General features: G+C 71.7%; 14 protein-coding genes. 8 read left to right on the top strand and 6 right to left on the bottom strand.

What is annotated here, in order from left to right; translation table 11 throughout:
• On the bottom strand, positions 1 to 773 hold a 773-nt coding region (locus tag BHU15_RS04950; protein WP_171908316.1), incomplete at its 3' end, for a methyltransferase domain-containing protein.
• A 440-nt stretch (positions 774 to 1,213) separates the two neighbouring features.
• Here BHU15_RS04950 and BHU15_RS04945 point away from each other — a divergent pair.
• From BHU15_RS04945 to BHU15_RS04930, 4 genes are all read left to right on the top strand, one after another.
• On the top strand, positions 1,214 to 1,900 hold the full coding sequence (locus BHU15_RS04945) for an alpha/beta hydrolase (protein ID WP_069626035.1): 687 nt from the start codon (positions 1,214 to 1,216) through the stop codon (positions 1,898 to 1,900).
• 202 nt (positions 1,901 to 2,102) lie between these two features.
• Entirely contained in the window at positions 2,103 to 2,837 is a 735-nt protein-coding gene (locus BHU15_RS04940; protein ID WP_079127901.1) for an enoyl-CoA hydratase family protein, read from the top strand.
• Positions 2,838 to 2,911: 74 nt separating this feature from the next.
• Entirely contained in the window at positions 2,912 to 3,595 is a 684-nt protein-coding gene (locus BHU15_RS04935; protein WP_079127900.1) for a TetR/AcrR family transcriptional regulator, read from the top strand.
• On the top strand, positions 3,556 to 3,978 hold the full coding sequence (locus BHU15_RS04930; RefSeq protein ID WP_255293023.1) for a hypothetical protein: 423 nt from the start codon (positions 3,556 to 3,558) through the stop codon (positions 3,976 to 3,978). The genes BHU15_RS04935 and BHU15_RS04930 overlap by 40 nt, the downstream gene beginning before the upstream one ends.
• A 44-nt stretch (positions 3,979 to 4,022) precedes the next feature.
• Here the strand turns inward: BHU15_RS04930 and BHU15_RS04925 are convergent, their stop codons facing one another.
• On the bottom strand, positions 4,023 to 5,123 hold the full coding sequence (locus BHU15_RS04925) for a citrate synthase 2 (RefSeq protein WP_069626033.1): 1,101 nt from the start codon (positions 5,121 to 5,123) through the stop codon (positions 4,023 to 4,025).
• A 281-nt stretch (positions 5,124 to 5,404) separates the two neighbouring features.
• On the opposite strand from BHU15_RS04925, the gene pdxH reads away from it, so the two are divergent.
• Both pdxH and BHU15_RS04915 read left to right on the top strand, forming a co-directional pair.
• The gene (gene pdxH, locus BHU15_RS04920) at positions 5,405 to 6,028 is read left to right on the top strand and encodes a pyridoxamine 5'-phosphate oxidase (RefSeq protein ID WP_079127902.1); all 624 of its coding nucleotides are present in this window, start codon (positions 5,405 to 5,407) and stop codon (positions 6,026 to 6,028) included.
• Between the two features lie 367 nt (positions 6,029 to 6,395).
• A complete protein-coding gene (locus BHU15_RS04915) occupies positions 6,396 to 7,823 on the top strand; it encodes a PAS domain-containing protein (protein WP_069626031.1) in 1,428 nt (475 codons plus the stop codon).
• Positions 7,824 to 8,197: 374 nt separating this feature from the next.
• Here the strand turns inward: BHU15_RS04915 and BHU15_RS04910 are convergent, their stop codons facing one another.
• Entirely contained in the window at positions 8,198 to 8,953 is a 756-nt protein-coding gene (locus tag BHU15_RS04910) for an SIS domain-containing protein (RefSeq protein WP_069626030.1), read from the bottom strand.
• A 211-nt stretch (positions 8,954 to 9,164) separates the two neighbouring features.
• Between BHU15_RS04910 and BHU15_RS04905 the strand changes: the two genes are divergently transcribed.
• Both BHU15_RS04905 and BHU15_RS04900 read left to right on the top strand, forming a co-directional pair.
• On the top strand, positions 9,165 to 9,860 hold the full coding sequence (locus BHU15_RS04905; RefSeq protein ID WP_023540875.1) for an iron-dependent transcriptional repressor DtxR: 696 nt from the start codon (positions 9,165 to 9,167) through the stop codon (positions 9,858 to 9,860).
• 636 nt (positions 9,861 to 10,496) lie between these two features.
• Positions 10,497 to 11,360, top strand: coding sequence for an alpha/beta fold hydrolase (locus BHU15_RS04900; protein ID WP_069626029.1), 864 nt, complete (start codon positions 10,497 to 10,499; stop codon positions 11,358 to 11,360).
• Between the two features lie 16 nt (positions 11,361 to 11,376).
• Here the strand turns inward: BHU15_RS04900 and BHU15_RS04895 are convergent, their stop codons facing one another.
• The 3 genes from BHU15_RS04895 to BHU15_RS04885 are packed head-to-tail and all read right to left on the bottom strand — an operon-like array spanning position 11,377 to position 13,662.
• Positions 11,377 to 11,787, bottom strand: a complete 411-nt coding sequence (locus tag BHU15_RS04895; RefSeq protein ID WP_069626028.1) for a PPOX class F420-dependent oxidoreductase — start codon at positions 11,785 to 11,787, stop codon at positions 11,377 to 11,379.
• Between the two features lie 10 nt (positions 11,788 to 11,797).
• Positions 11,798 to 12,976, bottom strand: coding sequence for a sensor histidine kinase (locus BHU15_RS04890; RefSeq protein ID WP_069626027.1), 1,179 nt, complete (start codon positions 12,974 to 12,976; stop codon positions 11,798 to 11,800).
• A complete protein-coding gene (locus tag BHU15_RS04885; RefSeq protein ID WP_069626026.1) occupies positions 12,973 to 13,662 on the bottom strand; it encodes a response regulator transcription factor in 690 nt (229 codons plus the stop codon). The genes BHU15_RS04890 and BHU15_RS04885 overlap by 4 nt, the downstream gene beginning before the upstream one ends.
• Positions 13,663 to 13,756: the final 94 nt, after the last annotated feature.

Genomic DNA, 13,756 nt, shown 5'->3' with positions numbered 1-13,756 from the left:
GCCTTGTCGCCGCTGTCAGCGGCGGTCGACGGGGCCGAGCCCCGCATGGGCATGAACGAGGCGAAGCTGTGGAACCTGCCTTCGCCGCCGCCGTCCGGCGTCGTTGTCAGTACCAGCGTGCCGTAGCCGCCGCACCAGGCCGAGTGCCACGGGGTGACGATGAGCCCGCCCGGTTCCGTCTGTTCCAGCCAGGCCGACGGGACCCGGTCGACCGAGAACGAGGCGATGACCCGCTCGTACGGAGCCCCGGCCGACCAGCCGGCCCGGGCGTCTCCGCGTACCACTTTCGGCGTGTGGCCGACCGCCTTCAGATTCCGCTCCGCCTCGGCGGCGAGCGTGGGGTCCAACTCGACGGTGGTGACCGCCTGATCGCCGCACAGCTGACACAACAGGGCCGCGTTGAACCCTGTGCCCGCACCAAGTTCGAGAACCCGGCCCGTGTCCGGCTTCCGGTCCAAGCCCGCCAGAGCGAGCATACGGAGCACCACGGACGGCATCGACGCGGACGATGTCGGCAGCCCGTCGGTGAACTGGGTGACCAAGGGCGCGTCGCTGTAGGCCGCGCTCAGCCACTCGTCGGGCGCGGTGGCCCGATCGCACGGCCGGTGCCCCCCATTCCGGTCGCGCGGCCAGATGAGAGGCGGGAGGAAGAGATGCCTCGGTACCGCGCGGATCGCGCGGTCGAAGGCGGACGGCAGCGGGTCGATGAATTGGGCTACCTCGGCAAGGAGTTGATCGGTGAGGTCAGCCGTCGACCGCGTGGGTGTGTCCACTTCACCTACTTCTCGGGGGAGGCGGTGGCCCGTTTCCCTGCTCGCCTCCAGGATGTATGTCTCCGCTCTCCCACGGTAGGGAACGATGCCCGGTTCGTGCAGGGCGCGTTGGCGGCCGGGGGTGGGGACAAACCCCCCGACCGGATACGGAAACGCGCCCCCTCGTTGCTGCCGGGCTTCCGTGAAGAAGCCGGGAGTCGCGGGTGCGACGTACGGCGCCGGCAGGCCACGGTCGGGCTCACGTCCAGCCGGCCCGCCGACCCGGCCGGCACCGTTCACGTGCTTCTGGACGACGCCTTCTGCGACCGGTGACCATCCACCGACCTCGTAGGCCGAACGATGGGGATGGGGCGACACACCTGCCTGTCATGTCGCACAAGGCACCACACGTGCGGTGTGGTGCAACGTCGACCATCAATCTCTGCGTAGGAGGAAATGCCATGGCAGGCAAGCCGAGCATCGTCTTCGCCCACGGGCTCTGGGCGGACGGGTCGTGCTTCAACAAGCTCATCCCCACGCTCCAGGCCGAAGGGCACGAGGTCTTCTCCTCACAGCACGGCCTCGACTCGCTCGAAGGCGACGTCGCGTGCGTCAACTTCACCCTCAACCACGTCCCCGGCCCGATCGTGCTGGTCGGTCACTCCTACGGCGGGACCCTGATCACCAAAGCGGGCACCCACGACCGCGTCGGCGCTCTCGTGTACATCGCCGCGCTCGCCCCGGACGAGGACGAGACGTCGCAGGCGCAGCAGGACAAGTTCCCCCGCACCCCCATCTTCGAGCACGTGGAGGTCGTCGACGGGCGCGTGTGGCTCAAGTCCTCGGGCGTCCCGCACTTCTGCGGCGACCTCCCGGAGGCGGAGCAGAAGCTCGTCCTGGCGACGGGCGCCGTGCCGGTGGCCGACCTGTTCGATCAGCAGGTTCCGGGCACCGCCTGGCGGACGAAGCCGAGCTGGTTCATCGTCGCCAACAACGACCACACCGTGCACCCCGACCTGGAGCGGTCCGCCGCCGAGCGCATGGGCGCCCAGGTCCGTCCCGTGGACAGCAGCCACGTTCCGATGCTCTCGCATCCGGACTTCGTCCTCGACGTGATCCGTGAGGCCGCGAAGTCCCTCGACGCGTAGGCGCGTAGGCCACGCGGACACCCACCACCGACCGCCGCGGCACCGTACGCGAGGAGGCGGCCCCGGACCGGCCGGGCAGCCTCCTCGCGGCGAGAGCACACAACAAATGCATGCACGCTTGATTGATTCGGTGCGCGCTGCCACTCTCTGAGACTCCCGCCGCCCGCCGGCCGGGGAACCACCAAAGGGAGAAGGAAAGCACGTGGCGCTCGTCACGACCGCGCACGAGCGCGGCATCACCACCCTCACCATGGACGCGCCGGCGAAGCGCAACGCCCTGTCGGCGCGGCTCGTCGGGGAGTTGGGCGACGCGCTCGCCGGCTGCGCCGAGGATCCGTCCGTACGGGCCGTCGTGCTCAGCCACACCGGGTCCACATTCTGCGCGGGCGCCGATCTGAAGGAGCCGCCGAACCCGTACACCTTCGTCGCGCTGCTCCGGCAGATCGTCGAGCACCCCAAGCCCGTCGTCGCCCGCGTCACCGGCCATGTCCGGGCCGGGGGGCTCGGGCTGCTCGGGGCCTGCGACATCGTGATCGCCTCCACCGACTCGGACTTCGCCTTCACCGAGGTACGGATCGGCGTCGCGCCCGCCGTCATCTCCATGCCGCTGCTGCCCCGCATGACGCCGCGCGCCGCCTCGCGGCACTACCTCACCGGTGAGACCTTCGGCGCGGCCGAGGCCGTGACCGACGGGCTCGTCACCGAGGCCGCCGACGACGTGGACACCGTGCTCGCCCCGCTGCTCGACGCCCTGCGCCGGGGCTCACCGCAGGGCCTGGCCGAGTCGAAGAAGCTGCTCGCGGCTCCGGTACTCGCGGTCTTCGACCAGTACGCGGAGGATCTCGTACAGCGCTCGGCGTCCCTCTTCGCCACGGCCGAGGCCCGCGAGGGCATGTCCGCGTTCCTCGAACGGCGGGACGCGGCATGGGTGCGGTAGGGCCTGTCTTGCCGATCAGGCCGGATCAGGGAGCGGGGTCTGGTGCGGTGGATCGCAAGGCGGAGGAGGGAGGCATGGCGGAGCCATGCCGACCGACGACAACGCGGCGAGGCGCCGTGCCAGGGACCGCGAGCCCGGCAAGATCCAAAAGACAGGCCCTAGCCGCGAAGGACGCCAAGGAGCCCAAGCAGGACCGCAGCCGTGCCACCCGCCTGCGCCTGCTGGAGGCCGCCGTCGCCTGCCTCGCCGAGTACGGCTGGGCGGGCTCCACCGTCTCCGTCGTCGCCGAACGCGCCGGGGTGTCGCGCGGCGCGGCGCAGCACCATTTCCCCACCCGCGAGGACCTGTTCACGGCGGCTGTCGAGTACGTCGCCGAGGAACGCTCCACCGCCCTGCGCGCCCTCGCGCCGACCGGGCCCGCCCGCCGCCGCGAAGTGGTCGACGCGGTCGTCGCGCTCTACACCGGGCCGCTGTTCCGGGCCGCGCTCCATCTGTGGGTCGCCGCGTCCGACGAGGAGCAACTGCGGCCCCGCGTCACCGAACTCGAAGCGCGCGTCGGCCGTGAGGCGCACCGGATGACCGTCGAACTCCTCGGCGCGGACGAGTCGGTTCCGGGCGTACGCGAGACGGTCCAGGGTCTGCTGGACATGGCGCGTGGCCTGGGCCTGGCCACACTGCTGACGGACGACACACAGCGGCGGAACAGGGTGGTGGCGCAGTGGGCGAGAATCCTGGACACGGTGCTGGAACGGGGCTGACGAGGGCGGCGGTCGCGGTGGACGGCGTGTTCGTGATCGTCGCGGTCGGGCTCGCGCTCATGGCGGCCGGGGCGATCTGGAAGGGGAAGGTCCGCAAGCCGTATCTGCGGGTGCGCGCGCAGGATGTCAAGTACCGGCGGCTGCCGCGCGATCTGCGCCGGTCCGCCGACATGGCGATCGCGGCGGCCCGCCACGCGGCGGCGGCCGGCGAACCGGCGATCATCAGGGTGGACGACGTACTGACCCTGGCCGCCGAGCACTTCGGGCACGGCGCCGTCTCCCGCGAAGCGGCGGCGGGCGCGCTGCGGGAGCGCTACGAGCGCAACAGCTGCCACGCCGACTGTGTGACGGACGCCTTCGACGAGTGCTGGGGGGTGGGCTGACGCGGCCCTCCCGGTGCGAATCCCGGGAGGGCCACGCCTGCGCGTCAGGACGTGATCGCGTCGTACCCCTCGATCTCGTGCGGGTCCCGCGCCCCCGGCCCCACGTACCGCGCCGACGGCCGCACCAGCCGGCCCGTCCGCTTCTGCTCCAGGATGTGCGCCGACCAGCCCGCCGTACGCGCGCAGGTGAACATCGACGTGAACATGTGCGCGGGCACCTCCGCGAAGTCCAGCATGATCGCCGCCCAGAACTCCACGTTCGTCGCCAGCACCCGGTCGGGCCTGCGCGCGTGCAGCTCCTCCAGCGCCGCCTTCTCCAGCGCCTCCGCCACCTCGTAACGCGGCGCGTCCAGCTCCTTCGCCGTACGCCGCAGAACGCGGGCGCGCGGGTCCTCCGCCCGGTACACGCGGTGGCCGAAGCCCATCAGCCGCTCGCCCTTGTCGAGCGCCTTCTTCACCCACGCCGTCGCGTCGCCCGTCCGCTCGATCTCCTCGATCATGCCGAGGACGCGCGACGGGGCGCCGCCGTGCAGCGGCCCGGACATCGCGCCGACGGCCCCCGACAGGGCCGCGGCGACGTCCGCGCCGGTGGACGCGATGACGCGGGCCGTGAACGTCGACGCGTTCATGCCGTGCTCGGCCGCCGACGTCCAGTACGCGTCGACCGCCTTCACATGCCGGGGGTCCGGCTCACCGCGCCAGCGGATCATGAAGCGCTCGACCACCGACTCCGCCTTGTCGATCTCGCTCTGCGGCACCATCGGCACGCCCTGTCCGCGCGCCGACTGCGCCACGTACGACAGGGCCATCACGGCGGCCCGCGCCAGTTGGTCGCGTGCCGTCGACTCGTCGGTGTCGAGCAGCGGTTTCAGGCCCCAGACGGGGGCGAGCATCGCGAGCGCCGACTGCACGTCGACGCGGATGTCGCCGGAGTGGACCGGGATGGGGAAGGGCTCGGCGGGCGGCAGGCCGGGGTTGAAGGCACCGTCGACCAGCAGGCCCCACACGTTCCCGTAGGACACGCGTCCGACCAGATCCTCGATGTCGACACCCCGGTAACGGAGGGCGCCGCCCTCCTTGTCCGGTTCGGCGATCTCCGTCTCGAAAGCGACGACTCCTTCGAGCCCGGGTACGAAATCGGACATAAGGCGGCTCCTCTGTGTGACGGACGCGGAAACGTACGGCTGAACCGGGCGAACGCTTACGGCCTACGGCCCGCGGTCCGGTGTCAGAAGTTGTCGGCGCCGGTCCGGATCCACGGTCGGTCTCGTACGACTCGCGGTCAGGCTCGGTCATCCGTTACTCACCGTCCTGCCCAGCCCGGACATCGAATCAACCATGCCGCGGCCCTGGTATGTGCGCGAGGATGGGTCGCGTGCCTCACACTCCGCAGCCCGAGAACCCCGCGACCCCCGATCCCGCCGTGATGCGCGCGCAGTACCGCGCGGAGGCGTTTGTGGAGAGCGACCTCGCCGCGACGCCCATGGACCAGTTCGCGAGCTGGTTCAAGGACGCCGTGACCGGCGGCCTGCACGAGCCGAACGCGATGGTCGTCTCCACCGCCACCCCCGACGGCCGCCCGTCGTCGCGCACCGTGCTGCTCAAGGGGTACGACGAGCGGGGCTTCGTCTTCTTCACCAACTACGGCTCCCGCAAGGGCCGCGAGATCGAGGCCAACCCGTACGTCGGCCTGCTCTTCCCCTGGCACGCGCTGGGGCTCCAGGTGGTCGTCACCGGTACGGCGTCCCGCGTCGGCCGGGCGGAGACGGCGGCGTACTTCCGCACCCGCCCGCACGGCTCGCAGCTCGGCGCCTGGGCGAGCGACCAGTCCCAGCCGGTCGCCTCACGCGCGGAACTGCTCGGGCGGTACGAGGAACTGGCCACCCGCTACCCGGACGGCGAGCCCGTGCCGGTGCCGCCGCACTGGGGCGGTGTCCGGGTCGTCCCGGAGACGGTGGAGTTCTGGCAGGGGCACGAGAACCGGCTGCACGACCGGCTGCGGTACGTGAGGGAGTCCGGCGGCTGGCGGGTGGAGAGGCTCTGCCCGTAAGGCCGCAGGGTTCTCGCGGGAACGCAGACGACCCGCGTGCTCTGGTTCCTCCGGGGAGGAGCCGGCCGGACTTACCGGCGAGCACGCGGGTCGGGTGACTGCTTGGATTGGGCCGGTGGTTCACCGGCACCGCACGTGTGCGACGACGGGCGTCAGCCCGCAGCCACCTCACTTGTCCGGATTGAAATCACTTCCGAACCACCTCCCTTCTAGTGTGCTCACCAGCCTAGGAAGTGGTCCCGCGCCCCACAACTGATTTATTTGGATTTCCACCGCACAACGATTTTCGTGAACGAGGTGTGTGCTGGGTCACCCTGGAGTTGAATGATCGTAGGTATGACCGAGCAGGCGGCAGGGGGTGCCAAGGATGAGTGCTTCCCGGAGTGAGACGACTCGCCCGCCCGGCTCCGACGGACCGGAATCGGGCGCGGCCGAAGCGGCCGACGCGGCGGGCCCGGACGGCGGCCCCGGCGCGGATCTGCTCGCCGCGCTGCTCGACGGGATGGACGCGGCGCTCTGCGCCTTCGACGCCGAGGGCGTCGTCACCCACTGGAACCGTGAGGCCGAGCGGATACTCGGCTGGTCCGCCGACGAGGCCGTCGGCCGGCGCGGCTTCGCCGGCTGGGCCGTGCGCAGCGCCGACGCCGACGAGGTGCACGGGCGGCTGATGTCGGCGATGGGTGTGCCGGGGCGGCTGGTGCACGAGTTCGCGCTGCTGCGCAAGGACGGCAGCCGGGTTCTCGTACGGACGCAGTCGGCCGGTGTGCGCGGGGCGGACGGCAGTCCCGCCGGGGTGTACTGCGCGTTCAGCGAGGTGCACGCGCAGATCGACCTGGAGCGGTCCATCGCGCTCAGCGAGGCGCTGCTCGACGACGCGGTGTGGGGCGTGGTCCTGGTCGACGTGGATCTGCGGCCGACCGTCGTGAACGGGCACGCCGCGCGTGCGCTCGGCGCGGGCCCGTCGGCGCTGCTCGGGCGGCCCCTCGGGGAGACCGTCGTCCAGGGTGTGGAGGAGCTGGAGGGCGCGCTTCAGCACGTACTGGCGGAAGGCGCGCCACGCGCGCTCGCCGAGCTGTGGGTGACGCTGCGCGCGGCGGACGGGGGCGAGCGGCGGCGCTGCTGGCGCAGCGGGTTCCTCCGGCTGGCCTCCCCGCTCGCGGAGGAACCGGTGCCGCTGGGTGTGGGCTGGCTGTTCCAGGACGTCACGGAGGCGAAGCTCGCGGCGCAGGAGGCGGACAAGCTGCGCTTCCGCTCCAGCCAGCTGCACCGCGCGGGGCGGGCCGCGGGGGAGTGCGAGAGCCCGATGGAGGCGGCGACGGTCTGCCTGGACTTCGCGCTCGTGGGCTTCGCCGACCACGCGCTGATCGACCTGGTCCTGGGCGACGTGCCGCCCGGCGGGTCGACCGGGGACGTGCCGGCGACCCGGCTCGTACGGGTGGCGGCGACGCCGGGCGGTTCCGTCGGGCCCTGCCAGCCGGTGTCGGCCGGCGGCATACCGGTGCGGTACCGGGAGGGCCACCCGGCGCTCCAGGCGGTGGCCCGCACGGGCTCGGTCCGCGCGAGCGCCCCCTCGGGCGCCTCGACCACCCCGACCTGGTCGGTCTCCCGCCAGTGGCCACCGGACTCGGTGCACGCGCTGTGCACGGTGCTGCGGAGCCGGGGCAGGACGCTGGGCGTGGTCACTTTCCTGCGAGGCACGAGCCGCCCCTCGTTCGAACGCCCGGACGCGGTGTACGCGGAGGACGTGACGGCCCGCATGGCGGCGTCGCTGGACCTGCTCCAGTCGGAGTCGTAGCCGGAGCCACGTCCGTCCCGGCTCCCTGGGCACGGGGCCGTCGGCGGCGGGCGCCGCCGGCGCCCGCCCCCGGCCCGGGTCGGGTCTTCGGAGTCCCGCCCGGCCCGCGGGCGGACGGCGCTACTTCGAAGACACGCCCCAGGGTGTGTCCGCGAAGTCCCGTCTGGCTCATGACGCCCGGACGCACGCTCTCCCCCGTAGCCCTTCGGGCACGGGAGGTACCTCCTGCGTTGTCGGAGTCGGCCGAGTACGGCCGGGCCATCCACAACGCCGATCCTCCGCCTTGCGATCGCACGCACCAACGCGACATCAGCCGCTCCGCGGCGGGCGTGAGCCCGCCCTGTGGGCGGACGACGCTACTTTGCGGACACGTCCTAGTGGCGGTAGAAGATCCGGTCCCCGTACTCCGTCATCAGGCGGCCGTTCCACTCGTGGCCGCCGTCCACGTTGCCCGAGCGCAGCATCGGGGGCTCGATGCCGCGCGTGACCAGGTCGCCCGCCGCCGTTGCCACCATCGCCTGCATCAGCGCGCTCGTCACCACCGTCGACGCGGGGGCGAACGGGGCCTCGATGCCGTCCGCCGACAGCTCCGCGTCGCCCACCGCGATCTTGCTGTCGAGGACGATGTCGCAGTGGTCCTTGAGGTAAGTACCCGTCACATGACGGGACTTGGTCTCCGTCGCGTACGCCACCGATGTCACCCCGATCACCGTCAGGCCCAGCGCCCGCGCGTTCAGCGCCATCTCCACAGGGAGCGCGTTGCGGCCGGACAGCGAGATGATCACGAGCACGTCGCCGGACGTGGCCGGGCTGGAGTCCAGGACCGCGCTCGCGAGGCCGTCGACCCGTTCCAGGGCGGAGCCGAGCGTCGCGGGCATGACGTCGACGCCCATCACGCCGGGGACGTTGAGCAGGTTCATGAGGGCGAGACCGCCCGCCCGGTAGACGACGTCCTGCGCGGCGAGCGAGGAGTGGCCGGCGCCGAAGGCGAAGACACGGCCACCGGCGGCGACGGTGTCGGCGATCGCCTTCCCGGCCGCCGCGATGTTCGCGGCCTCCTCGTCGCGTACGCGCTCCAGGAGACCGATCGCGGCGCCGAAGAACTGACCGGCCAGCGTGCTCTCGCTCATCGAGAGACCCTTCCGTAGGGGGCGGAAATGAGGGCGGAGACGGGGGCTGAACCCCTGTGCCGCGGATCACGTTGCGGTCTGGACCTTTACCGTGTCAATACGGCTTCGTCTTCGGCGGCTTCACGCGCGGCACGGTTGTCAGTGCGATGCGTCAGAATTGAGCAGGGGCCAGCGCACGGTTGTTTTCATGTCAAAGCATCGAGGGGCACGTATGTCCGGACTGATTGACACCACGGAGATGTATCTCCGCACCATCCTCGAACTCGAAGAGGAAGGTGTGGTCCCCATGCGCGCCCGGATCGCGGAGCGGCTGGATCAGAGCGGGCCCACGGTCAGCCAGACCGTGGCCCGCATGGAGCGGGACGGCCTGGTCCAGGTCGCGGGCGACCGCCATCTGGAGCTGACCGAGGAGGGTCGCAGACTGGCGACGCGCGTGATGCGCAAGCACCGGCTCGCCGAGTGTCTGCTGGTCGATGTGATCGGCCTGGAGTGGGAGCAGGTGCACGCGGAGGCCTGCCGCTGGGAGCACGTGATGAGCGAGGCGGTCGAGCGGCGGGTGCTTGAGCTGCTGCGGCATCCGACGGAGTCGCCGTACGGGAATCCGATCCCGGGCCTGGAGGAGCTGGGCGAGACGAGCGTCGCGGACCCGTTCCTCGACGGCAGCATGGTCAGCCTGGCCGATCTGGACCCGGGCACCGAGGGCAAGACCGTCGTGGTGCGGCGGATCGGTGAGCCGATCCAGACCGACGCCCAGCTGATGTACACGCTGCGTCGGGCGGGCGTGCAGCCCGGCTCCGTGGTGAGCGTGACGGAGTCGCCGGTCGGCGGGGTGCTCGTGGGCAGCAGCGGGGAGGCCGCGGAGCTGGACTCCGAGGTCGCCTCGCACGTGTTCGTCGCCAAGCGCTGACCGGGCGCCGCGTTCCCTCCGGGGGGTTCCGGACCGCTGGTTCCGGGACCCCGGGGACCCTGGGGGCGCCGGTCCGGACGTGCCTGGCGGGGCAGTTGAGCCCGTCGGGCCGTTTTGGCATGTCCACCGTCGGCTGCGGAGAGTATTCCCTCCGCGACGGAGAATACGAATTCCCGGCGGAATGGCAGCGGTCGGGCGATTCGCGTGCCAGGCTGGCCCGGGGGCATATGACTTGAGTGAGGGCAGCGGTCGCGGACCTCGTCCCGCGGCCGAGGAGGGAGCGGGGCTGTGCGCCTGATGCTTGATGCTGTGGGTGTGGGTGTCGCCGTGCCGCCTGGGCACGCTAAGGGCCCCGGCGCTGTGTGGCGCCGGGGCCTGTCCTCCCCTTGCCCGACCCGGAGCCCCGAGCTCCCAGGGTCGGTCCCCACGGACCCTCATCCCCGAGTGGTCCGCCTCCCGCTGAAGATCTCCCCTCAGGCGCTTCGGTCAATCCTTGACCACGGTCACTCGAACGAGCGGTGTTGGGCAGGGAAACCGAGCTTTCGAACGAGAGTTCGATAATCTAGGGGTGTTACGCGCGGACCGCACGACCGAACCGGACTCGACCACTCAGGACCGAAGGGGGTGCCAGGACACATGATGCGACGCGTCGATGTGACCGGATTCGACGGGCTGCGGCTGGCGGCCTGGGAGTTCACGGACCAGCCCAGGGAGCGGACCGAGACCGGGCGCACCCCCGGTGTGCTGCTGCTCCACGGCCTGATGGGCCGCGCCTCGCACTGGACGTCCACCGCGCGCTGGATGTCCGGGCGGCACCGGGCCGTCGCGCTCGACCAGCGGGGGCACGGCCGCAGCGACAAGCCGCGCGAAGCGCCGTACACGCGCGACGCGTACGTGTCGGACGCCGAGGCGGCCGTCGAACAGCTCGGCCTCGCGCCCGTCACCCTCGTCGGCCACGCCATGGGCGCGCTCACCGCGTGGCAACTCGCGGCCAAGCGGCCCGACCTGGTCGGGGCGCTGATCATCTGCGACATGCGGGCGTCCGCGCTGGGGGCGGCGTCGCAGCGCGAGTGGGACGACTGGTTCGGCACCTGGCCGGTGCCGTTCGCGTCTCTCGCCGACGTACGGAAGTGGTTCGGCGAGGACGATCCGTGGCTGGAGCGGCCGAATCCGGGCCGGGGCGAGTTCTTCGCCGAGGTGATGACCGAGCGCGCCGACGGCTGGTGGCCGGTCTTCTCCCGCCGCCAGATGCTCACCTCCCGCGCGACCTGGGTGCACGACGCGCACTGGGAGGAGCTGGCGCAGGTCCGGTGCCCCACACTGGTCGTACGGGGCCTGGACGGCGAGTTGGGCCGCGCGGAGGCGCAGGAGATGGTGCGGGTCCTGCCGCGCGGGCAGTACGCGGAGGTGGATGACGTCGGCCATCTCGTGCACTACGCGCAGCCGGACGCCTGGCGCGCCGCGATAGAGCCCTTCCTGGACGGCGCGTTGACCCCGTAGCCGGCTGCCGGACGCTTCAGGCCGCCGAGTTGCCCGTGAGCCGGTTCGGGGTGATGCGGATCGTGACGCGTACGACCTCGGGCGGCAGCCGCAGGTACGTGTCCCCGGCGCCGGGTCCCGCGTACTTCTCCGCGAGCGTGACCGCGGTCCGCCTGCCCATGTCCTCGGAGACCGTGGCCGTGCCGCGTACCTCCACGTACCGCTGCGGGTCGTCCAGGTCGAACACGCTGAGACTGACGCGCGGTTCGGCCGCCGCGTTCGTCACCTTGCGCCGGCCCGCCTCCGAGGAGACGACCAGGTCGTCACCGTCGATACCCACCCAGACCACGGAGGACTGCGGGCTGCCGTCCGGGTTGATCGTGCACAGGACGGCGGGGTTACGGCCGTCGAGGATCTTCCGGGCGGCATCGCTGAGAGGGATTGTCATACCGGCGAGTCTAGGCCGAGTCCGCGACGCACCTCGGCAGTGCGACCCGGGCCGTCAGGCCGCCGTCGGGGTTGGCCAGGGCGGTCGCCTCGCCGCCGTGGGCGCGGGCGATCGACGCCACGATGGACAGGCCCAGACCCGCGCCCTCGCCCGGCGCGTGCAGGCGGGCCCGCGCCCGGCGGAAGGGCTCGAACAGCAGCGGTACGGCCTCCGGCGCGATGACCGGGCCCGTGTTGACGACCTCAAGACCGTCCGGGCCCACATCGACCCGGACCGTGCCGCCGGGGTGGTTGTGGCGCAGGGCGTTGGCGACCAGGTTGTGGACGAGATGGTCCAGCAGGACCGCGTCGCCCACCACCGTCACCGGCCGCGTCGTCAACTCGACCGTGATGGAACGGGCCTTCGCGTCGGCCGCCAGCGCCTCGGTCACCGCCGCGCCCGTCTCGTCCAGCGCCACCCGCTCCCTGCGGTGCAGCCCCTCGTCGGAGACAGCGAGCAGCAGCAGGCCCTCGATCAACTGCTCGCTGCCGGCGGCCGTGTCGATGAGCTTTGCCCGGATGCGGGCCACCTTCTCCGGCGTCGGGTCGTCGGCCAGCCCGATCTCGGCGGCTGCCCGCTGCACGGCGAGCGGGGTGCGCAGCTCGTGGGCGGCGTTGGCGGCGAAGCGCTGGCGGGAGGAGACCAGCTCCTCGATCCGGTCCAGCATCCCGTCGAAGGTGTCGGCCAGTTCCTTGAGTTCGCCGGGCGGTGCCTTCAGCGCGAGGCGTTCGTGCAGATTGCTGCCGGAGAGCCGCCGGGCCCGTGCCGTGATCACGCCGACCGGCCGCAGCACCCGTCCCGCCATCCACCAGGCGAGGGCGACGGACAGCGCCGAGTACGCGCCGAGGGAGATCCCGGAGACCGTGAGCAACTGGCTGAGCGCGGCGTCCCCGGCGGCGTTGGTGACCTCCTGCATGGTCTTGGTGTTGGCGGAGTCGACGACTTCGGTCTCCGCGAGTGCGTCCGCCCGGATCGCGGGGGCGTACTCGATGTTCTGCCCCTCCAGCGGGAAGGTCGGGACCACCGCCGACATCAGATTGGCGTACAGGGTCTCGCTGACCAGCAGATAGACCACGCCCATCAGCAGGACGCCCGCCAGCACCAGCAGCCCGCCGTACAGCCCGGTCAGCCGGGCCCGCTCGCTCTTCACCGGGCCTCCCGCCCGGCGGCCGGGGGGCCGCCGGTGATCCGGTAGCCGGCTCCGGGCACGGTCTCGATCACCATGGGGGCGCCCAGCTTGGCGCGCAGTTTGGACAGCGTGACCCGGACCGCGTTCGTCCGGTAGCTGGTGTCCTCCTCCCACACCTCCTCGATCAGATCGTCACCGCTGACGACCGCGCCCTCGGCGCGCAGCAGGGTCTCCAGCACGGCGAACTCCTTGCGGGACAGCGACAGATAGCGGCCGTCGCGGCAGACCTGGCGGCGCGCGGTGTCCAGCGTCAGCCCGGCGCGCTCAAGCACCGGCGGCAGCGCGGGTCTGGCGCGCCGGCCGAGCGCCAGGACCCGGGCGAGGAGTTCGTCGTACGCGAACGGCTTGGTCAGGTAGTCGTCCGCGCCGAGCCCGAGACCGGCCACCCTGTCCCGTACGGTCCCGGACGCCGTGAGCATCAGGACCCGGGTGAGCAGCCGGGAGCGGACCACCTGCCGGCACACCTCGTCGCCGTGCACGCCCGGCAGGTCGCGGTCGAGTACCAGCACGTCGTACGCGCCGAACCGCAGGCGGTCCAGGGCGGCGTGGCCGTCGGGCGCCACGTCGACGGCTATCGCGTCGCGCCGCAGGCCGTCGGCGATCATCTCAGCCAGGAATTCCTCGTCCTCCACCAGCAGCACTCGCATGGCATCTCTATATCCGAGAGGGATGTTTCGCCGACGTAAGCGTTCGGCTTGAGAGAAACGAAACCGGGGCTCCGCGCACGCTCGGACCGTTCGT

This window comes from Streptomyces niveus (assembly GCF_001723055.1).
Classification (GTDB): domain Bacteria; phylum Actinomycetota; class Actinomycetes; order Streptomycetales; family Streptomycetaceae; genus Streptomyces; species Streptomyces niveus.
Note: the sequence above shows the minus strand (reverse complement) of the source record. Positions and strands in the feature narration are given on the sequence as shown.

What these genes read in the sequence shown, in the direction of transcription:
- BHU15_RS04945 (WP_069626035.1), top strand. Translation starts at nt 1,214, where the DNA reads ATGGCAGGCAAGCCGAGCATCGTCTTCGCCCACGGGCTCTGGGCGGAC.
- BHU15_RS04935 (WP_079127900.1), top strand. Translation starts at nt 2,912, where the DNA reads ATGGCGGAGCCATGCCGACCGACGACAACGCGGCGAGGCGCCGTGCCA.
- BHU15_RS04925 (WP_069626033.1), bottom strand. Translation starts at nt 5,123, where the DNA reads ATGTCCGATTTCGTACCCGGGCTCGAAGGAGTCGTCGCTTTCGAGACG.
- pdxH (WP_079127902.1), top strand. Translation starts at nt 5,405, where the DNA reads ATGCGCGCGCAGTACCGCGCGGAGGCGTTTGTGGAGAGCGACCTCGCC.
- BHU15_RS04915 (WP_069626031.1), top strand. Translation starts at nt 6,396, where the DNA reads ATGAGTGCTTCCCGGAGTGAGACGACTCGCCCGCCCGGCTCCGACGGA.
- BHU15_RS04910 (WP_069626030.1), bottom strand. Translation starts at nt 8,953, where the DNA reads ATGAGCGAGAGCACGCTGGCCGGTCAGTTCTTCGGCGCCGCGATCGGT.
- BHU15_RS04905 (WP_023540875.1), top strand. Translation starts at nt 9,165, where the DNA reads ATGTCCGGACTGATTGACACCACGGAGATGTATCTCCGCACCATCCTC.
- BHU15_RS04900 (WP_069626029.1), top strand. Translation starts at nt 10,497, where the DNA reads ATGATGCGACGCGTCGATGTGACCGGATTCGACGGGCTGCGGCTGGCG.
- BHU15_RS04895 (WP_069626028.1), bottom strand. Translation starts at nt 11,787, where the DNA reads ATGACAATCCCTCTCAGCGATGCCGCCCGGAAGATCCTCGACGGCCGT.
- BHU15_RS04885 (WP_069626026.1), bottom strand. Translation starts at nt 13,662, where the DNA reads ATGCGAGTGCTGCTGGTGGAGGACGAGGAATTCCTGGCTGAGATGATC.